Genomic DNA, 19303 nt, shown 5'->3' on the forward strand with positions numbered 1-19303 from the left:
CCCCCCCCCCCACCCCCCCCCCCCTCCCCGCTCGGGCCCCCCCCCCCCCCCCCCCCCCCGCCCGGGGGCTCGCCCCCCCCTCGACCGGATGTCGTACGGGTTCTTCGGGTTTCACGCCCGACGTAGCCATCGCCGCACCTCCTGTATTCGGATTGCCGGAAGGCGGCTCAGCAAAAGCCGGGGATCCCGTGCCACGCCGCGCCCCGGTCGGTGGCGTCGTCGCGCTCGACCGCGGCCTCGATCAGCCCGTAGGGCCGGTCCGCGGCGATGAACACCTCGCCGGGGTTGTCGATGCCGAAACGTCCCAGGTCGTACAGGAAGTGGTGCTTGTTCGGGGCCGAGAACTTGATCTCGGCGACCTCGCGATGCTGCTCGAGCACGGCGCGCCCCATGCTGTAGAGGGTCTGCTGCAGGGCGTAGGAGTGCACGGCGGCGAACTGCCGCAACAGGATCGAGCGAATGGAGTCGAAGGACTTGTCCCAGTCGACATCCGTGTGGTCGTAACGCCACCGCGCCACCAGCGAGGTGGCCATGATCCGGTCGTCGGTCTCCTCGAGCGTGGTGTACCTGTCCTTGAAGTAGCCGTGGAACTCCGACCCGGTCGACTTCAGCACCACCAGATCCTTGATGCCCGAGACCACGTGCGCGCGCCGGTCCGGACCCACCCCGTCGACATTGACGACGGTCGTCCGCACGCCCCCGCCGCGCTGCACGAACGAGTGGTCGTGGCCGATGCCGTCGACCGGAATGCGTTCCCAGGCATACTCGTCGATCTCGACGCGCGCGCCGTCGGCGCCCGGGCAGCGGGCGATGAAGTGGTCGGCGAGGGTGAGGCCGAAATCCTCGATCGCCTCCACACCCTTCTCCTTGGCGAAGGCGAAGACGGTGTTCTTCTGGGTGTCGGTGGGCAGAATGTCGCGCTGGTCCCCGGTGATGTGGGCGTCGTCGAACCGGCCGCGCAGCGCGGAGGAGACGTTGAGGTCGCGGATCCGGTGCCGCGCGGTGTCGCGGAAGACTCGCACGAGACGGTTCTCGGCCTTGCCGTACTGATTGGGCCCGAGCTGGATGGCCATGGAAGTTCAGCTCCCTCGGTAGGTGGAGATGGCGAACGGGGACAGCAGCAGCGGCACGTGGTGGTGCTGCCGCGGATCGGCGACGGTGAAGGTCACCGTCACCTCGGGAAAGAATCGGTCGCGATCGCCGAAATAGCCTGCGGCGTCGAAGATCAGGCGATAGTCGCCGGCGTCCACCCGCTCCGGGCCGATGGCCGTGATCCGGCCGTCGTCGTCGGTGCGGCCGGTGCCCAGCTCTCGCCAGCCGTCACCGGCGCGGGCCTCGAGGCGCACCGCGACACCCCGGGCCGGGTGACCGGCCGCGGTGTCGAGCACATGGGTGGTAATGGCGCTACGGGTCATTGAACAACCATCCGTTCCAGCCGCTTTCGTGCGATGGCGGCGAGTTCTCTTCGGGTGACCAGGATTTCGTCGCCCGGCTCGTTGCCGAGCCGTTGCGACAGGTCGGCGAGCATCTCGTAGCCGCTGCGGCCCGAGGCACACACCAGGTAGATGTGGCCGAACTTCCGCTCGTAGGCGAGGTTGCCGTCGCGCAGCCGCTCGGCGAGTTCGGCGTCGGCGGCGTCGACCCCCGACTGTTCGCGCGCGGCCCGCGACCCGGGCGCTGTGGTGGCGCCGATGCGCGGGTGGTCGGCCAGGGCCTGCCGCACCTGCGGCCCGGTGAGCGCGAGTGCCGACCGCTCGGCCAGGTCCAGCAGCGCCGCCCGGTCGGGATACGGCCGGGCGGAAACCACCTCCTCGACCCATTCCGCCACGGCCACAACGGATTCCAGTGCCGCCCGCCAGGCGTCGGCGGGCAGCTGGTTGAGCCGGGCGATCGACTGCGGTTCCGTCACCGGACGCACCTCCATCCGGAAGACCGGTCGCTGTAACTTCTGCAATGCGGAATTCAAATTCCGTAGAACCGAATGTAAGGCCGATCACAACGACCTGTCAACGGGTCCGACGAGGATCACCCGGATTTCGGCCAAAGTGTTGACCGCCACACTCCGTTGCCGCTACCGTCGAATAGCGGAAGAAAGATTTCACATCACGGAACCGCCTCGCTATGAGCGCCAGGGCATCGACGCCCTCCGTGACAGGTCCGAACAGCGCTCCGACCAGCGCGTTCCCGGACATCTATCCTCGACCGACTCGTCGACCGGCACCGTGAGAAGAAGAGGCCACATGACCGAACAACCACTGCCCTATGCGGTGAACCTGTCCATCCTGTTCAAGGAGATCCCCCTGCTCGACCGCCCCGCTGCCGCCAAGGCGGCCGGTTTCGACGCCGTGGAGTTCTGGTGGCCCTTCGACACCGCCACCCCGGCCGATGCCGAGGTGGATGCGTTCGTGCAGGCCATCGAGCAGGCGGGGGTGCGGCTGATCGGCCTGAACCTGTTCGCCGGTGATATGCCCGCGGGCGAACGCGGCCTGGTGTCGTGGCCCGGGCGTGAACAGGAGTTCGCCGACAGCGTGGCCGTCGCCGTCGGAATCGGCCGCCGGTCGGGCTGCCGCGGCTTCAATGCCTTGTACGGCAACAGAATCGAGGGGGTCGACCCCGGCGAGCAGGACGAGGTGGCGCTGCGCAATCTGGGCCTGGCCGCGCGGGCCATCGCCGAGATCGACGGCACCGTGCTGCTGGAGCCGGTCAGCGGCATCGCCGCCTATCCGCTGAAGACCGCCGCGGACGTGATCGGCGTGCTCGATCGGGTGCGCGCCGCGCAGGGGGCGGCGAACCTGGGCCTGCTCGCGGACCTCTATCACCTGGCCACCAACGGCGACGACCTGGACAAGGTCATCGAGCACTACGGCGACCGGATCGCCCACGTGCAGATCGCCGACGCCCCCGGGCGGCACCAGCCCGGCACGGGCGAACTCGACCTCTTCGGCTACGTCGACAAGATCGGCGCGGCCGGATACCGCGGCCATATCGCCGCCGAATACATCCCCTCCGGCGCCAGCGCCGACAGCTTCGCCTGGCTGCCCACGCGATAAGGAGCAAGTGCATGAGCAAGATCGGATTCATCGGCCTCGGCATCATGGGTTCACCCATGGCGGGCCACCTGGTACGCGCCGGACACGAGGTCACCGGCTACACCCTCAACACCGAGGCCCTGGACAAGCTGGAGGCCGAGGGCGGCAAGCGGGCCGGGAACATCGCGGAGGCGGTGCGCGACGCCGAGATCGTCATCACCATGCTGCCCAACCATCCTCAGGTCGAGGAGGTCGTCCTCGGCGCGGACGGCGTGTTCGCGCACGCACCGAAAGGTGCTCTGCTGATCGACTTTTCGACCATCCGGCCGGAAAGCTCCATCGCGATCGCCGAGGCGGGCGCGGACGGCGGGTTCCGGGTGCTCGACGCGCCGGTGTCCGGCGGGCAGGCCGGGGCCGAGCAGGGCGTGCTCTCGATCATGGTCGGCGGCGCCGAACCCGATTTCACCACCGCCACACCGATTTTCGACGCTGTCGGCAAGACCTTCATCCACGTCGGCGGGCACGGCGCCGGGCAGATCGTCAAGGCGGCCAACCAGTTGGTCGTGGGCGGCACCTACGCCCTGGTGGCCGAGGCCATCGTGCTGATGGAGGCGCTGGGCGTCGATGCGGGCAAGGGGCTGGACGTGCTGGCGGGCGGGCTCGCCGGGAGCCGCATCCTCGAGCTCAAGCGCACGTCCATGGTGGCCCGCGAATTCGCCCCCGGCTTCCGAATCGACCTGCACCACAAGGATATGGGCATCGTCGCCGACGCCGCCCGGCAGGCCGATATCGCGCTGCCGATCGGCGCGCTGGTGGGGTCGCTCATCGCCGCGGGCCGGGCCCAGGGCCTCGGCTCGCTCGATCATTCGGCGCTGCTGAAGGTGATCGAGAACCTCAACGGCCGCGGCGAGAAGTAGTAGCGCAGAGGTGAACGCATGAACGCACCGCGAATCGTCCTGGCTCCCGACAAGTTCAAGGGGTCACTGACGGCCGGAGAGGTCGCCGATGCGGTGGCGGCCGGAATCCGCCGGGTTCGCCCCGACGCCGACATCCGCTGGGTCCCCGTGGCCGACGGCGGGGAGGGGACGGTGGACACGGCGGTGGCCGCCGGATTCGACCGCGCCACAGCCGATGTCAGCGGGCCGACCGGCGAGACGGTGCGGGCGGCGTTCGCGCACAACGGAAGTGTCGCGGTGGTGGAGGCCGCCGCGGCATGCGGGCTGTCGCAGCTGCCGGGCGGCACGCCCGCCCCGCTGACCGCGACCAGTCGCGGGGTCGGCGAGTTGATCCGGGCGGCGCTCGACACCCGCTGCGGCACCTTGGTTCTCGGTGTGGGCGGCAGCGCCTGCACCGATGGTGGCGCCGGCCTGCTGGCAGGACTGGGCGCGGCGCTGCTGGACGCGGACGGGCGTCCGGCGGGTCCGGGGGGCGGTGGGCTGACCGACATCGCCTACCTGGACCTGCACCAGCTCGATCCCCGCATCCACGAGGTGGATCTGCTGCTGGCCAGCGACGTCGACAATCCCCTGCTCGGACCCGTCGGTGCCGCAAGCGTTTTCGGCCCGCAGAAGGGGGCCGGTGCCGGTGCGGTGGCCGCGCTGGAGGCGGGCCTCACGCATTGGGCCGGGCTGGTCGCCCGGCGCACCGGATTCGACGCCGCCGCCCGGCCCGGCGCCGGTGCCGCCGGTGGCATCGGCTTCGCCGCGATCGCCGTCCTCGGCGCGCGCCGCGCCGGTGGCATCGAGGTCATGCTCGACCTGGCCGGGTTCGACCGCAGCCTGAAGGACGCGGACCTGGTCATCACCGGCGAGGGTTCCCTGGACGAGCAAACCCTGCACGGCAAGGCCCCCGCCGGAGTCGCCGCCCGCGCGGCCGCCGCCGGCGTGCCCACGGTCGCGGTCGCGGGCCGCACCCTTCTCACCCCGGACCAACTGCACTCGGCCGGTTTCGCGGCGGCCTACCCCCTCACCGATCTCGAACCCGACGTCCGACGCTGCCAGGACCACGCCACGAAACTCCTGACCCGCCAGGCCGAGCACATAGCCCAAGCCTTCCTCCCCACCCCCACCCCATGACCACCCCACTCCCGCTGGCCGCGCCGTCGGCCCTGCGGAGGCCGGGCACCCATCCCGCCGTCAATGGGTCCCGACTTCCGCTGGGCCGACGGAGCATCCGCACAGTCCATGGACCGGGCGGTGCCGGCCGCCCCGGCTCCCCGCCGCCATCCTGTCCCGCCGCGGACCCGACCGCCGCTGCGGCCGCACGACCCGCGTTCCGGCCCTGTCCGGGACCGGGGACACCGTCGACCGCTGCGCGTCCTCGGCGCGCGGACCCGCCCGGGCCCGCGCCGAGGGCGACGAGAGGCGCATCCGGGCGACAGCGCGAGCGCCGCAGCGACCTGCGGCAGGACAGGACGTTCCGTTGCTCGGCGGCGGGGAGCCACATTCGAGCTTCGTATCTGTACAGGAGAGTTCCGTGAATACCAACGCACCCAAGGTGTTTCGCGCTCGCCGGGTCATCACGCCCAACGGTGAGGTCGCGGCGTCGGTGGTGGTCCGGGACGGGCGCATCGCCGAGATCGTGCCGTTCGACGCGCCGGACTGGGCGGGACTCACCGATGTCGTGCACTGGATGGCCACCGGCCCGGCCGACCTGGTGGGCCTGAATCACAAGGGCCGCATAGCGATCGGCGCCGACGCGGACCTGTGCGTCTTCGCGCCGCACGAGGAATTCGTCGTGGACGCGACGGCATTGCAGCACCGCAATCCGATCACCGCCTACGACGGCCGCACGCTGCGCGGCGTGGTGCGATCCACCTGGCTGCGCGGCGAGCACATCACCGGCGACCACCCCCGTGGCCGCCTGCTGCAGAAAGGGGTTTAGATGAGCGACTGGTCCCAGCTACCCGACCTGGCCGTCCGCCGGGTCGGCGGCAGCGTGGTCGCCGCGAACGACGAGTTCTTCGCCGAGCGGGAGAATCTCATCGCCGACGCGGCGCCGGTGTATCGCCCGCACACCTTCAACAACAAGGGTCAGGAGTACGACGGCTGGGAGACCCGCCGCCGCCGCGACGGCAGTCCCGGGCCCGACTGGGCGCTCATCCGTCTCGGCATCGCCGGTGTCCCCGCCGCGCTCGTCGTCGACACCGCGCACTTCGTCGGGAACTATCCCCCGCAGGTGTCGATCGAAGGCGCCTGTGTCACAGGCCAGCCCACGGTCGAGCAGTTGCTGGCCGCCGACTGGCACACGGTGGTCCCGCGCTCGCCGGTCGAGGGCGACAGCCACAACGTGTTCGAGGTGTCGGAGGATCGGCGCCTGACGCACGTGCGGCTGAACATGCATCCCGACGGCGGTATCGCGCGACTGCGGGTGCACGGCACCGCGGTCCCGGATCCGCAATGGATCGACGACGTGCCGTTCGATCTGGTGGCGCTGCGCAACGGCGGCCGTGCGGTGGCCTGCAGTGACGGGTTCTTCTCCCCGCCGAACAACATGCTGCAGCCGGGTATTTCGCGGTTCATGGCCGACGGCTGGGAGACGCGCCGCCGCCGCGACGACGGAAACGACTGGGCCACAATAGCCTTGGCCGCCGAGGCGGTCCCGTCCGTACTGGAACTCGACACCACCCACTACAAGGGCAACGCACCCGCCCGGATCTCGCTGGACGGATACACCCCCGGCGGTGACCTGGTATCGCTGCTGGAGCCCGTCGCCCTGCAGCCCGACGCCCCGCACCGGTTCCGCCTCGCGGGCGACCGGCCCGTGAATCAGGTGCGGCTCAACGTCTTTCCCGACGGCGGCATCGCCCGCCTGCGCCTGTACGGTTCGCTCACCGCGACCGGCAGGCAGCATCTGCACGACCGCTTCACCGCCACATCCGGCGACTGACCGAACGGAGATCCCGATGGTCCTCATGTTCCTCAACGGCGACGGTATGCGCGGCGGCCGCCTGCACGACCAGATCGCGGGCGCGCCGCTGGTGCGCACCGCGCGCAGCGCACCGAAGTACCGCTACTACTCCGTCGGCGACCGCTTCCCGGCCATGATCGCTACCGACGCCGACGGCCGCGCGGTCGCCGGCGAGGTCTACGACGTGCCGATGGAAGTGCTGCGCGACAACCTGATTCCGGCGGAGCCCCCGGAACTGGAGCTCGGCCTGATCGAACTCGACGACGGCACCGCCTGCCTGGCGACCGTGCTGCGCCAGGACCGGCTCGGCTCGCCGGAACTGATCGATATCTCCGATATCGGCGACTGGCGCACCTACCGCGGAAACACCGTCACCACCTGACCGCGCCGGAAACCACACTTACACAGGACAATTGGAGTACCACGTCATGACACGGATGCGAGCCGTCGATGCGGCCGTGAAGATTCTGGAGCTGGAGGGCGCCACCCAGGCGTTCGGCCTGCCCGGCGCCGCGATCAACCCCTTCTACTCGGCGCTGCGCGCCCACGGCGGCATCAAGCACGTGCTCGCCCGCCACGTCGAGGGCGCCTCGCATATGGCCGAGGGCTACACCCGGGCCGCGCACGGCAATATCGGCGTGTGCATCGGCACCTCGGGCCCGGCCGGTACCGACATGATCACCGGCCTGTATTCGGCCATCGCGGACTCGATTCCGATCCTGTGCATCACCGGCCAGGCGCCGACCGCCCGGCTGCACAAGGAGGACTTCCAGGCCGTCGACATCGCGGCCATCGCCGCGCCGGTCACCAAGATGGCGATGACCGTGCTGGAGCCGGCGCAGGTGCCCGGGGCGTTCCAGCAGGCGTTCCACCTGATGCGATCCGGACGTCCGGGCCCGGTGCTCATCGACCTGCCGCTCGACGTGCAACTCGCCGAGATCGACTTCGACCCCGGCACGTATCAGCCACTGCCGGTGTACAAACCGGCGGCGACGCGCGCCCAGGCGGCCAGGGCGCTGGACATGCTGACCGCCGCCCGGCGCCCGCTGCTGGTCGCCGGTGGCGGCATCATCAACGCCGGTGCCGAGGATCTGCTGGTGGAACTCGCCGAGCTGCTGCGGGTTCCGGTGATTCCGACGCTGATGGGCTGGGGCATCATTCCCGACGATCACGAACTGCAGGCGGGCATGGCCGGACTGCAGACCGCCACCCGCTACGGCAATGCCACCCTGCTGGCCTCGGACTTCGTCATGGGCATCGGTAACCGGTGGGCCAACCGCCACACCGGCGGGCTCGAAACCTACCGCAAGGGACGCACTTTCGTGCACGTGGACATCGAGCCGACCCAGATCGGCCGCGTGTTCCCGCCCGACTACGGCATCGCCTCCGACGCCAAGGCCGCCCTCGAGCAGATGATCGCGGTCGCGAAGGAGCGCAAACAGGCCGGAACTCTGCCGGACTACTCGGACTGGGTCGCCGACTGTCTCGACCGCAAGCGGACGCTGCACCGCAAGACCCACTTCGACAACGTCCCGGTGAAGCCGCAGCGGGTGTACGAGGAGATGAACCGGGCGTTCGGGCGCGACACCCGCTACGTGTCCACGATCGGGCTCTCGCAGATCGCGGGCGCCCAGATGCTGCACGTCTACAAGGCGCGCAACTGGATCAACTGCGGCCAGGCCGGTCCCCTGGGCTGGACGGTGCCCGCGGCGCTCGGCGTGGTCGCGGCCGATCCGGAGGCGAACGTCGTTGCGCTGTCGGGTGATTACGACTTCCAGTTCATGATCGAGGAACTCGCCGTCGGCGCCCAGTTCAACCTGCCCTATGTGCACGTGCTGGTGAACAACTCGTATCTGGGCCTGATCCGGCAGGCACAGCGGGCCTTCGACATGGACTACTACGTGCAGCTGGGCTTCGACAACATCAACGGCGACGATTCGATCGGCCAGGCCAAGGGTTACGGCGTCGACCACGTGCGGGTCGCCGAGGGCCTAGGCTGCAAGGCGATTCGGGTCGAGAATCCGGACGAGATCGGCCCCGCCTTCGACCGGGCCCGGCGGCTGGCCGCGGAGTTCCGGGTGCCGGTGGTGGTCGAGATCATCCTGGAGAAGGTCACGAATATCGCCATGGGTGCCGCCGACATCGACAAGGTGACCGAGTTCGAGGATCTCGCCGAGACCGCCGCGGACGCCCCGACCGCCCTGCTGCCGCTCGCCTGACCCGGCGCCACGCGCGCCCGCCGCCCCGACCGCTGGTCCGCCACGGAGGTCGCGGTAGCGCCTACCCTCGTCAGTGTGCACTGGGATCAGATGACTGCCACGGCCGACGACCTGCGTAAACGGGCGACCCGGCTGCGCCGCGGGGTCGGTCAGCTGGGGGTGATCGAGTCGATCCTCGACGCGGCGGACGGGCCCTGGCTCGGGGCGATGGACGCCGACGGGCGGGGCACGGCGGAGCTGCGGATGCACCTGGCCGGGCTGTACCGGCTCACGGCCGTCGTGACCAGCGCGGGAAAGCTGAGCCTCGCGCAGATGAACGCCCCCGTCTCCGGCCCGGCCGCCGAGCGCGTGCTCTCGTCGAAGCCCGCCCTGCGGCGCGGCTGGGACGAATCCGTGCCCATGCCCAAGCAGCCCGAGTGGCTCGACCACGTCGTGGGCTGGGTCGCCGACGCCAGCCTGCACGTCGGCCGCCGGGCCGTCCTCGAATGGCAGCTCGAGGGCGCCGACCGGAAGCTGGCCTCGATGAACGACACCATCGACAGCCTGCGCATCAGCCTGCTCGAGCGCGAGCAGCTGCGCGACGAACTCGCCGTCGAGGTCGCGAAGATGCGCGCCGAGCTGGAATCCCTCGAGAACCGGGAGCCGACCGATGACCAGTGACAACGCCACCCGGCTCGCCGTACTGATCGACGCCGACAACGCGCAACCCGGCAATGCCGACGGGCTACTGGCCGAGGTCGCCAAGTACGGCACCGCGCACGTCAAGCGGGCCTACGGGGACTGGACGAATACGAACCTCAAGGGCTGGAAGGAACAGCTGCTGGACCAGTCGATCCAGCCGATCCAGCAGTTCGGGTACACCACCGGCAAGAACGCCACCGACTCGGCGATGATCATCGACGCGATGGACCTGCTCTACACCGGCAATCTCGACGGTTTCGTCATCGTCTCCAGCGACAGCGATTTCACCCGGCTGGCCAGCCGCATCCGGGAATCCGGCCTGACCGTCTACGGATTCGGCCAGCGCAAGACCCCCAAGCCGTTCGTCGCCGCCTGCGACAAGTTCATCTATACCGAAAACCTCACCGCCACAACGGAAGAGGCCGCGACCCCCAAGTCCCGCAAGACCGCGACCAACCAGCTCAAGGGCGATGCCAAGCTGATGAACCTGCTGCGCAACGCCGTGGACGCGGCCTCCGACGACTCCGGCTGGGCGATGCTGTCGGGCGTCGGCTCCATCATCAACAAGCAGCGTCCCGACTTCGATCCCCGCACCTACGGCTACACCAAGCTCGGCGAATTATTCACCGCCACAACCCTGTTCGACCTGGAAGGTCGCAGCCCCGGCGAGGGTAAACCCGAGGTCACCTACGTCCGCGACATCCGCTACCGGCCCCAGAAGTAGGCGGCCGCGCTCAGTCGCCGAGGGGGAATTGGCGTTCGGCGTCCGGACGCAGCGTGAAGCGGCGGCGGTCGAAGTCCCAGAATCGGTAGAGGGGCCACTGCACGGTGTGCGAGATCAGGGCGGCGGCGATGATCGCGTAGTGCGGCCAGCGGATCGGGACCTCGTGCCGCCGGGCCGTGCGTAACCCGCCCCGATGGAATTGCAGGCAGCGCCGCGGGCTGAGCCGACGGCGACGAGAAGAGGTTCGCACCCGCATATCGACCAGCTGGTGAATGATCTGCCCGTGCCGGAACAGGCAGATCGCCAGGTCCAGATCGTCGACCACGTCGGGCCGGACGGAGGTGTCGCCGCGCACCTTCTCCCAGGCCGTGCGGCGGATCGCCATGGACGGCCCGTACATATTGCCCACGCGCCCGCCGAGCTTTCCGAGTCCGCGCTGCACGAGAATGCCCAGTTCGAGCAGGACACCGACCGGCGAATCGTGATAGGTCGCGATACCCGTCACCGCGGCACAATCGGGATTGTCGTCGAAATGCCGCCGGATGACCGCACCCCAGTCCGGAGAAACCAGCGTATCGGCATCGGTGCGCCCGATGTATTCGCCCCGCGCCGTGTCGAATCCGGTGTTGCGGGCGCGGGCGACACCCCGCTGCGATTCGGTGACGACCACCACCCGCGGATGTTCCCGGGAATAATTCTCGACGAGCTGCCGGGTGCCGTCCGTGCTTCCGTTGTCGACGACGACGATCTCGTCGACGGCGGCCTGCGCGACCAGGTGGTCCAGGGTTCGAGTGATGCTCTTCGCCTCGTTCAGAACGGGAATCACGACACTGAGCACGATCGGTGGATTCGTCTCTTCCACGAAAGCTGTCCAAATCTACTTGCAGGTGGATCATCGATGCCGCATAACCGAACGTCGATTGTTCACGGTTACCCCCGGCGGGTAAACGATATCCGCTTCCCACTGTAGATAAACACGACCATTTCCGAAAACTACTGTGCCCTGCGACATTCCCCGCAATGGCACACTTCGGTCATCGACGCGATTGCGCAGCCGTCACCGTCACCACGGCCGCGACGATCGAGGCGGCACAGGCGATCATCGCGGCGGCGGTGATGCTGGTGGTGGCGTACGGGGAGGGCCGGGCGCCCGGCAGCACCAGATCACCGCCCGCGACGGCCCACTGGATCCACGATCCGACCTGACCGCCCGTATCCCAGCCGCGCTGCGTCATGTCGTACAGATCCGAGGCCCGGCTGTTGAGGTGGCGCAGCGTGAGGAGCACGCACAGCGCCGCGGCCACACCGGAAGCGGCCGCGGCCCGCGACAGCGCCCGCGAGCGGCGCCGCAGGTTGATCACCACCACCGTCACCATCACGATGATGGCCGCGCTGGTCAGCACCGCCCAGGTGCCGCTGATGTTCGCGGTGGTCGGCCCGCCCTTGGACCAGCCCATCATGTAGGTGGTCGTGGCCTGGATACGCCCGAAGGCGTTGGCACGCGCGGTCCCGTCCGGCCCGGTGACGGTGAGCCAGGGCAGAAACAGCAGGCAGAACGTGAGGATGTTCGCCCCGGCGGCGGCCAGGAAGATCCCGTGCCCGCGCAGTCGGGCCACACGGCCGCGGAAAGCCGTCCACCGACCCCCGCGTACGGGAGCCGCGCTGGGTGGGCGTTCCTTCAGCTGCCACGGGGTCGGGCGGGTCATCGCCGATCCCCACAGCGGATCCACCGCGCCGAATCGACGCAAATCCGATAGCGCACAAGGGATGTCACCAGATCGGGCCCACGACAAACCATCTCGGCATGCTAGGCACAGGACCCCGGCGCGATCGTCGCTCCATACGTGCCCTTTACGCGTGAACCCACGGACCATCCGTTTCCCACACGAAATCTTTGCGCCGACGCCGACCGCTCACACCGACTCAGCAACCGCCCGGTATCACTATCGGAACGCCCTCGATTCCCGAATCCTGTTGTGAACGCAACACTATGGCCGTAGCGTGACTTGGTTGTGCGCGCCGATCCTCGTGTCTACCTCTGCCTGGCCGAGGCGGGTTTCCGCAGGCAGTGGCACTATCGGCTGGCAATGTTCGCGGGCATGTTCACCAATGTGGTGTTCGGGCTGGTGCGCGCGTCGGTGTTGCTGGCGGCGGTACGATCCACGACCGAATTCGGCGGGTACACCACGGATTCGATCGGCGCCTACGTGTGGCTGTCCCAGGGGTTGCTGGGCGCGCTCGGGGTGATGGGGCCACCCTTGGATATCGTCGAACGAATCAAGAACGGCGACATCGCCGTCGACTTCCTGCGCCCCGTCGACATCCAGTTCTCCCATCTGGCCGCCGATCTCGGCCGCGCGGGGTGCACGCTGCTGCTGCGCGGGATGCCCAGCGTCGCGGCGGGCATGTTCACCATGAGCCTGGGCCTGCCGCACACCGGCATGCCGTACCTGCTCGGCGCGGTGAGCGTCGTACTGGCGGTGACGATTTCGTTCCTGCTGCTGTTCGCGGTGAGCCTGGTCGGTTTCTGGCTGGTGGAGACGCGCGGGATTCGGCTGCTGTACCAGATCGTCTCCACCTTCCTGGGCGGCCTGTTCCTCCCCGTGCACCTGTTCCCGGGCTGGCTGTACACCCTGGCGAAGCTCACCCCGTTCCCCTCGCTGCTGCAGTCCCCGATCGATGTGCTGTCGGGGCGGGCGAGCGGGCTGGCGGCGCTCCACGTCATCGGCGTGCAGGTGCTGTGGGTGATCGCCGGGGTCGCCCTGGGGCGGCTGCTGCTGCGGGCGGGGCGGCGGAAGCTGGAGGTCCAGGGTGGCTGATGCGGACCTACCCCCCGGAATAGCCCCGGAACCTCCTGCGGCATACGGCAATTGGCTCCGGCCGTACGTCGCGGTGCTGCGCTCGCGCGTGCGCTCCCAGCGCGCCTACCCGCTGTCGTTCGCCGCCGACCTGCTGTCCTCGCTGCTGATCGGCCTGGTGGAGTTCGCCGAGGTCTGGGTGATCTACCACAACGTGCGCGTGCTCGGCGGACTCGATCTGCACGCGATGCTGCTGCTGTTCGGGCTGTCCAATCTCGCCTTCGCGCTGGCGCAGATCGCGGTGGGGCACACCGACACCCTGCCCACCTACATTCGCATGGGCACCCTCGACGCCTTCCATCTCCGGCCCCAGCCGCTGCTGCTGCAACTGATCACCAGCGATATCTCGCTGCGCCGCCTGGCCCGCGCCGGCGTGGCCGCGGCGGTGCTGTGCACGGGCCTGGTGGTCAACGACATCGATTGGACGGCAGGGACATTCGCACTGCTGCTACTGTCGCTGGCGGCCGGTGTGGCCATCTTCGCCGGATTGTTCGTCTGCGCCGCCGGGCTGCAGTTCTTTCTCATCGACGGCTCAGAACTCACCAACAGCTTCACCTACGGCGGCTCGTTCGCCTCCCAGCAACCGGCATCGGTGTTCTCCGGACCGTTGATCCTGGTATTCGGATTCGCCGTACCGGTGGCCTTCGTCGCCTACCTGCCCACGATCGCGCTGCTCCGGCTGCCCGGCCCGCCCTGGCTGCCCTCGGCACTGGCGTGGGCCACGCCGATCGCGGCACTGTGGATCTGGGTTCTCGCACTGGCGTGCTGGCAGCTGGGTGTACGGCACTATCAGGGAGGCGGTGGATGAACGCGATCGAGATCACGGATCTGACCCGGCAGTTCGTGCTGCGGCGCAAGGAGGAGGGGCACTGGCGCCGCCGCCGCGAGGTGCTGACCGCGGTCGACCGCATGAGCTTCCGGGTCGAACACGGTTCCGCCGTCGGATATATCGGCGCCAACGGGGCCGGGAAGTCCACCACCATCAAGATGCTCACCGGCATCCTCGTCCCCACCTCCGGCTCGGTGCGCACCTGCGGACTGGAACCGGTGCGGCAGCGCCGCGAACTGGCCGGTCGCGTCGGCGTGGTGTTCGGGCAGCGCTCGCAGCTGTGGTGGGATCTGCCGCTGCGCGAATCGTTCCGGATCCTGGCCGCGATCCACCGCCTCGATCCCGACGCCGCGCGCAAGCGCATCCACGAGCTGGTCGAGCAGCTGGAGATGGCCGACACCCTCGACACGCCCGTGCGCCAGCTGTCGCTCGGGCAGCGCATGCGCGCGGAAATCGCTGCGGCCCTGCTGCATTCACCCGAACTGCTGATCCTGGACGAGCCCACCATCGGCCTGGACGTGCTGGCCAAGCAGCGGCTGCGGGAATTCCTGTCCTACGAGCGGATTCAGCGCGGCACCACCCTGCTGCTGACCACCCACGACATGGGCGATATCGAGCGGCTGTGCGAGCGGGTGCTGGTGGTCGACCACGGCCGACTGGCCTACAACGGTTCCCTGACCGGGTTGGCCGCGACGGTGGGGATGCGGCGCGTGCTCGTGGTCGACCTCGCCGCACCCACCACCGATCTCGTCGGCCTGCCGGGCGCTCAGCTGGTGTCCAGCGAGGGCGGCGGCATCCGGCAGCGGCTGGCCTTCGACCCCGAAACCACCACTGCCGCACAGCTTCTCACCGCCGTCTCGGCCCACACCGAGGTCCGCGACCTGTCCATCGAGGAGCCCGACATCGAGGATGTGGTGCGCCGGATCTACGACGCGGCCCCGGGCCCGCTCGGGCCGGGCTCGCTCGGCCCCTGATCGGGTGCCGGTTCCGGCGGCGCTTCGCCGGGCCCGCGCAGCGGTGCACCCGCGCTCGGCGCTACCGCCGGTTCCGGTTCCCGTGGGCCCTGATCCAGGCGGAAGGGCGGGTACTCGTCGCGCATCAGCGTGGCGTAGGAGTACACCCGGATCATCCACCGGTTCAGACCCATCACGAACGCGAACAACCCGCCCGGGTACCGGCCGGTGAACAGCAGGCCGATCACCGCGATCAGCAGCAGGATGGTCAGCAGCGAGACGAAGAAGACGCCGCCGCCGTAGTCGCCGTCGTGATCTCCCCACGACTGCCAGCCGCCGGTGAAGGCCCACAGCACCAGATAGTGCGGAATCGCCAGCAGCCACCATTTGATCAAAACCAGTCCGCGGCTGAGCCGTTCGGGATAATCGACCTCCAGATCGGCCGGATAGTCGTCGCGCGACTGCAGGCTGAACGGCGGATAGCGGTCGGTGCCGAGCGCGGACAGCGCGTAGAACTCCACGCGCCAGGACCAGCGCAGCACGCCGACGTTGAAGTCGAAAAGCGCACGGGGATAACGGCCCGTGAACAATATGGCGAAGAACGCGATCACCGTGACGACGGCAAACGCGATGTGCAGGAAGAACAGCACGATGTAATGCGGAATTGCCAGAATCCATTTGACGATCCACTGCCATCGTGACAGGCCGGGATCCAGGTCACCGCGCACGCGGACCGGGTACGCGGGTGCTGCAGAATTCATGATCACGCTCCTTCCGGGCGTATTCGGCTCGTCGACGAGCCGTCGTGCGATCAATTGTTTCGCATCGGGCGCGAAATCTATGGGACTTTCCACACTGGACGTGTCATCTCCGGCGCGCCGCGGAGGGCGTGTCGCATTCGCGCCACCTGCCGTCGCGCGGCCCGATTGCTGTTGCGGAACCGAGCCGGGTGTGCCAGGTTGCTTCTGATTCTCCGTGGCGTGCGACGGGGAGTCGGGCGTCGAGCGGAAAGCGAGGAGTAGCAAGTGCGATTCCGCCGAACGCGGTTGTTGCCGACAGGTAGCAAAAAGCTCACAACGGCGGTCCGGCTGGTCCGGCCGCGCACAATTCTGGGGCAGCTGACCCGGGTGCTGGTGGCGTCGATCGCGCTGGCGCTGGTGCTGCTCGGGGTGATCGTCGCGCGCGAGGTCGGGTCCTATCGCGACACCGACGCCACCGCCCGCGCGGTCTCGCTCGCGCTGTCGGCGCAGGATCTGATGCACGAGCTCCAGCGCGAACGCGGCCTCACCAACGGCCTGCTCAGCGGCGACGCGACACTGCGCCCGGCCCTCGACACCCAGCGCGCGGCCACCGACGCGGCACGGCGGGCGCTCGATGCCGCACTGCTCGCCGACGCGCCCGGCGCGAGCCGCGTCCGCACCGCGCTCGGCCAGCTCAGCGCCCTGGGCGGCACGCGCGACGAGGTGGACAATCGCCGCGTCGACCGGCCCGGGGCCTTCCAGTTCTATACCGGCGCGATCGGGACGCTCGGTCAGGCGCGGCCCGGCCTCGATCATGCCCGCGACGAGCGGGTGTGGCGCGGGCTGCAGGCCCTCTACTCGCTCGGCGAGGCCAAGGAATTCGCCGCGCAGGAACGCGGCTTCCTCAACGGCGTCTTCACGGCGGGCGGATTCGGACCGGGCGAATATTCGCAGTTCCTCACCATTCGCGCGGCCCGGCAGGCCGCGGTGACGGCCTTCGAGCAGAATGCGGACCCGGACCAGCGGGCCGGATTCGACGCGGTGGCACGGTCGGACGACGCCGTCCGGGCCGCCGAGACGGAGGCCGTCGCGCTCGCCGCCGACCGCGGCCCGCTGCCGCGGCCGGTCGCCGCCGCGGAGTGGTGGACGCAGATGACCTCGGTCATCGACGCCCAGCGCGGCGTGCAGGGCACGGTCGGCGCCGCCATCGAGCGCCGGGCCGACCAGCTCCGCACCGACGCCGCGATCAAGCTCGGGGTGTACACCGGCGCGGCCGTGCTGGCCCTGCTCGCGCTGGTCGTGCTGGTGGTCGCGAGTGCGCGCGCCATCGTGCGCCCGCTGGCGGCGCTGTCGAGCGAGGCGGACGACGTCGCCACGCGGCGGCTGCCCGAGCTGATCGACGCCTGGCACACCACCACCGGCACCGAACCCGATCCGCCGCGGCCGGTGCGCACCCCGGCCGGTGCGAGTACCGAAATCGTCTCGGTGGCAGAGGCTTTCGATCGCGTGCAGGCCACCGCCTACGAGCTCGCCTCGCAACAGGCGCTGCTGCAACGCAATACGACCGAATCGCTGGCGAATCTGGGGCGGCGCAACCAGAATCTGGTGCGCCGGCAGCTGGCGCTGATCAGCGAGTTCGAGAAGGAAGAACTCGACCCGAAGATGCTGGCCAACATGTTCGAGCTCGACCATCTGGCCACCCGCATGCGCCGCAACGCCGAGAGCCTGCTGGTGCTCGTCGGCGAGGCCAGCCCGCGGCGCTGGGCGGAGCCGATCCCGCTGACCGACGTCGTGCGCGCCGCGCTGTCGGAGGTCGACGACTACCGGCGGGTGGCGCTGCGTCGCATCGACGATGTTCCGATCACCGGCGCGGCGGTCAGCGAGCTGGCGCACATGCTGGCCGAGCTCATCGAGAACGGGCTGGCCTTCTCGCCCCCGGATCTCGAGGTCGAGATCTACGGACGGCGCCTGGCCCAGCAGTACCTGCTGGCGGTCGTCGACCACGGGGTGGGGATGTCGGCCGAGCATCTGGCCGACGCCAATGCCCGGCTGCGCGGCGAGGCGGACTTCCTGGTGGCGCCGACGCGGTTCCTCGGCCACTACGTCGTCGGGCGGCTGGCCCGCAGGCTCGGCATCGAGGTGGAACTCATGGTGTCGCCGGTCAGCGGCGTGGTCGCGCGGCTGCTGCTGCCGGGAACGCTGCTGGCCGATCCCCACGCGCCCCGGCCGGAGACCACGCAGGAGGTGGAGCACGCCGTGCGGGACTCGCACGAATCGAACGGATACGAACCGGATCGGCAGGTGCCGGGCGATCGGGCACCGGCGCGCCCCGCGCCGGGCGGGGCGAACGATCCCGCGGCCCGAACATCCACAGTTCGAACACCGACCGTCGACGGCGCCACGATGCCCGCCGCCCCCGCGACCGGCGCAAACCACTCCCCAGTGCCCGCCGCACACACCACCGGCGCCCACTCCCCAGGGCCCACCGCACACACCACCGGCGCAAACCGCACCCCAGGGACCGCCGCACACACCACCGGCGCCCACTCCCCAGGGCCCGCGGCACACACGACCGGCGCAGACCGCACCCCGGGGCCCGCCGTAGACGAAACCGGCGCAGGCCGCGGGGCGGGCGGGCGCACCACCGCGTCCGACGGGCCGTTGCCCGGCTCCACCGGTTCCGTGCTTCCGTCCGTTCTCCCCGGCAACGGCGAGAACCGGCGCGGCGGGCGGCAATCGGACGATCACCCAGGCGCCGGGCCCGGAGGCGAGCGCCTCGGCAGGCACCGCCTCGCCGCGGACCGCGCCGCCCAGCATTCCCCCGGGCCGCAGCCCGATCCCTTCCCCACCCTGCCGCCCGGGCCGATGAAGGACTCGCTGTATGCCGCGCAGCGCAGCAGGGCCGCAACCGGCTCCCCCGAGGGGAACATCCCCGCCGATCCCGGGCACACCTCGCCGAAAACCGGCTCGTCACAGCCCGATTCGCGCACCGGCGCACCGGGACCTCACAGCGCCGATGACACGCCTGTAGCAGAGGTTCAACGTACGCGAAACGGTCTCGTCAAGCGCGCGAGGAAGACTCGCGATGCCGGAGCCCGCCCCGGATCCACGCCCCGGCCCCCGGCGGGCCCCCCCCCCCCCCCCCCCACCCCACACCAACCCCCCCAGCGCATCCCCCGCGCTGCGGCCGGGCGCGCACCCCCCCCCCCTGGCGGCGCCCCTGCCGGGGCGCGGGGGGGGGGGGGGGCCCCCCCGGGGGCCGGGGCGTGGATCCGGGGCGGGCTCCGGCATCGCGAGTCTTCCTCGCGCGCTTGACGAGACCGTTTCGCGTACGTTGAACCTCTGCTACAGGCGTGTCATC

19 protein-coding genes are annotated in these 19303 nt (G+C 69.7%); 13 read left to right on the forward strand and 6 right to left on the reverse strand.

Annotated elements, in window-relative coordinates; translation table 11 throughout:
* Positions 1–167: 167 nt before the first annotated feature.
* Genes pucL through uraD form a run of 3 tightly spaced genes read right to left on the reverse strand, consistent with a single transcriptional unit; the run spans position 168 to position 1909 of the window.
* The gene (pucL, locus tag QH290_RS17940; RefSeq protein WP_280265586.1) at positions 168–1073 is read right to left on the reverse strand and encodes a factor-independent urate hydroxylase; all 906 of its coding nucleotides are present in this window, start codon (positions 1071–1073) and stop codon (positions 168–170) included.
* Between the two features lie 6 nt (positions 1074–1079).
* Complete coding sequence (uraH, locus tag QH290_RS17945) at positions 1080–1415, reverse strand: hydroxyisourate hydrolase (RefSeq protein ID WP_280265587.1); 336 nt, start codon at positions 1413–1415, stop codon at positions 1080–1082.
* The gene (gene uraD / locus QH290_RS17950; RefSeq protein WP_280384056.1) at positions 1412–1909 is read right to left on the reverse strand and encodes a 2-oxo-4-hydroxy-4-carboxy-5-ureidoimidazoline decarboxylase; all 498 of its coding nucleotides are present in this window, start codon (positions 1907–1909) and stop codon (positions 1412–1414) included. The genes uraH and uraD overlap by 4 nt, the downstream gene beginning before the upstream one ends.
* Before the next feature lie 331 nt (positions 1910–2240).
* Here uraD and QH290_RS17955 point away from each other — a divergent pair, with 331 nt between their 5' ends.
* From QH290_RS17955 to QH290_RS17995, 9 genes are all read left to right on the forward strand, one after another.
* Positions 2241–3050 carry a hydroxypyruvate isomerase family protein gene (locus QH290_RS17955; RefSeq protein WP_280384058.1) on the forward strand — a complete coding sequence of 270 codons (810 nt, stop codon included), beginning with the start codon at positions 2241–2243 and terminating at the stop codon, positions 3048–3050.
* Positions 3047–3946: a 2-hydroxy-3-oxopropionate reductase gene (locus tag QH290_RS17960; RefSeq protein ID WP_280384074.1), complete on the forward strand. Its 900-nt coding sequence runs from the start codon at positions 3047–3049 to the stop codon at positions 3944–3946. The genes QH290_RS17955 and QH290_RS17960 overlap by 4 nt, the downstream gene beginning before the upstream one ends.
* 18 nt (positions 3947–3964) lie before the next feature.
* The gene (locus tag QH290_RS17965) at positions 3965–5104 is read left to right on the forward strand and encodes a glycerate kinase (RefSeq protein ID WP_280384060.1); all 1140 of its coding nucleotides are present in this window, start codon (positions 3965–3967) and stop codon (positions 5102–5104) included.
* A 400-nt stretch (positions 5105–5504) separates the two neighbouring features.
* The gene (locus QH290_RS17970) at positions 5505–5912 is read left to right on the forward strand and encodes an amidohydrolase family protein (protein WP_280384062.1); all 408 of its coding nucleotides are present in this window, start codon (positions 5505–5507) and stop codon (positions 5910–5912) included.
* Entirely contained in the window at positions 5913–6917 is a 1005-nt protein-coding gene (gene alc / locus QH290_RS17975) for an allantoicase (RefSeq protein WP_280384064.1), read from the forward strand.
* 16 nt (positions 6918–6933) lie between these two features.
* Complete coding sequence (locus QH290_RS17980; protein WP_280384066.1) at positions 6934–7320, forward strand: allophanate hydrolase-related protein; 387 nt, start codon at positions 6934–6936, stop codon at positions 7318–7320.
* Between the two features lie 46 nt (positions 7321–7366).
* Positions 7367–9157, forward strand: coding sequence for a glyoxylate carboligase (gene gcl / locus QH290_RS17985; protein ID WP_280265594.1), 1791 nt, complete (start codon positions 7367–7369; stop codon positions 9155–9157).
* 90 nt (positions 9158–9247) lie between these two features.
* Positions 9248–9817, forward strand: a complete 570-nt coding sequence (locus QH290_RS17990; RefSeq protein WP_280384068.1) for a hypothetical protein — start codon at positions 9248–9250, stop codon at positions 9815–9817.
* Entirely contained in the window at positions 9807–10562 is a 756-nt protein-coding gene (locus QH290_RS17995; protein WP_280265596.1) for an NYN domain-containing protein, read from the forward strand. Before QH290_RS17990 ends, QH290_RS17995 begins: the two co-directional genes overlap by 11 nt.
* A gap of 10 nt (positions 10563–10572) precedes the next feature.
* On the opposite strand, the gene QH290_RS18000 is transcribed toward QH290_RS17995, so the two are convergent.
* Entirely contained in the window at positions 10573–11424 is an 852-nt protein-coding gene (locus QH290_RS18000) for a glycosyltransferase family 2 protein (RefSeq protein WP_280384070.1), read from the reverse strand.
* Between the two features lie 172 nt (positions 11425–11596).
* Positions 11597–12268, reverse strand: a complete 672-nt coding sequence (locus QH290_RS18005; protein ID WP_280265598.1) for a hypothetical protein — start codon at positions 12266–12268, stop codon at positions 11597–11599.
* Between the two features lie 306 nt (positions 12269–12574).
* Here QH290_RS18005 and QH290_RS18010 point away from each other — a divergent pair, with 306 nt between their 5' ends.
* The 3 genes from QH290_RS18010 to QH290_RS18020 are packed head-to-tail and all read left to right on the forward strand — an operon-like array spanning position 12575 to position 15223.
* On the forward strand, positions 12575–13381 hold the full coding sequence (locus QH290_RS18010; protein WP_280265599.1) for an ABC transporter permease: 807 nt from the start codon (positions 12575–12577) through the stop codon (positions 13379–13381).
* A complete protein-coding gene (locus QH290_RS18015; RefSeq protein ID WP_342213240.1) occupies positions 13374–14228 on the forward strand; it encodes an ABC transporter permease in 855 nt (284 codons plus the stop codon). Before QH290_RS18010 ends, QH290_RS18015 begins: the two co-directional genes overlap by 8 nt.
* Positions 14225–15223, forward strand: coding sequence for an ABC transporter ATP-binding protein (locus tag QH290_RS18020; RefSeq protein ID WP_280265600.1), 999 nt, complete (start codon positions 14225–14227; stop codon positions 15221–15223). The genes QH290_RS18015 and QH290_RS18020 overlap by 4 nt, the downstream gene beginning before the upstream one ends.
* Here the strand turns inward: QH290_RS18020 and QH290_RS18025 are convergent.
* A complete protein-coding gene (locus tag QH290_RS18025; protein WP_280265601.1) occupies positions 15175–15963 on the reverse strand; it encodes a DUF4389 domain-containing protein in 789 nt (262 codons plus the stop codon). The two genes, QH290_RS18020 and QH290_RS18025, sit on opposite strands and share 49 nt — an antisense overlap.
* 264 nt (positions 15964–16227) lie before the next feature.
* Between QH290_RS18025 and QH290_RS18030 the strand changes: the two genes are divergently transcribed.
* Positions 16228–19257 carry a sensor histidine kinase gene (locus tag QH290_RS18030; RefSeq protein WP_280384072.1) on the forward strand — a complete coding sequence of 1010 codons (3030 nt, stop codon included), beginning with the start codon at positions 16228–16230 and terminating at the stop codon, positions 19255–19257.
* The last annotated feature ends 46 nt before the right edge of the window (positions 19258–19303 follow it).

This window comes from Nocardia wallacei (assembly GCF_029869545.1).
Lineage (GTDB): Bacteria > Actinomycetota > Actinomycetes > Mycobacteriales > Mycobacteriaceae > Nocardia > Nocardia wallacei_A.

Bases quoted from the DNA above. Each gene is read 5' to 3' on its own strand.
- QH290_RS18005 (WP_280265598.1), bottom strand. From the start codon at position 12,268: ATGACCCGCCCGACCCCGTGGCAGCTGAAGGAACGCCCACCCAGCGCG.
- gcl (WP_280265594.1), top strand. From the start codon at position 7,367: ATGACACGGATGCGAGCCGTCGATGCGGCCGTGAAGATTCTGGAGCTG.
- QH290_RS18020 (WP_280265600.1), top strand. From the start codon at position 14,225: ATGAACGCGATCGAGATCACGGATCTGACCCGGCAGTTCGTGCTGCGG.
- QH290_RS17980 (WP_280384066.1), top strand. From the start codon at position 6,934: ATGGTCCTCATGTTCCTCAACGGCGACGGTATGCGCGGCGGCCGCCTG.
- uraH (WP_280265587.1), bottom strand. From the start codon at position 1,415: ATGACCCGTAGCGCCATTACCACCCATGTGCTCGACACCGCGGCCGGT.
- QH290_RS18025 (WP_280265601.1), bottom strand. From the start codon at position 15,963: ATGAATTCTGCAGCACCCGCGTACCCGGTCCGCGTGCGCGGTGACCTG.
- QH290_RS17965 (WP_280384060.1), top strand. From the start codon at position 3,965: ATGAACGCACCGCGAATCGTCCTGGCTCCCGACAAGTTCAAGGGGTCA.
- QH290_RS17990 (WP_280384068.1), top strand. From the start codon at position 9,248: ATGACTGCCACGGCCGACGACCTGCGTAAACGGGCGACCCGGCTGCGC.
- pucL (WP_280265586.1), bottom strand. From the start codon at position 1,073: ATGGCCATCCAGCTCGGGCCCAATCAGTACGGCAAGGCCGAGAACCGT.
- QH290_RS17995 (WP_280265596.1), top strand. From the start codon at position 9,807: ATGACCAGTGACAACGCCACCCGGCTCGCCGTACTGATCGACGCCGAC.
- alc (WP_280384064.1), top strand. From the start codon at position 5,913: ATGAGCGACTGGTCCCAGCTACCCGACCTGGCCGTCCGCCGGGTCGGC.
- QH290_RS17955 (WP_280384058.1), top strand. From the start codon at position 2,241: ATGACCGAACAACCACTGCCCTATGCGGTGAACCTGTCCATCCTGTTC.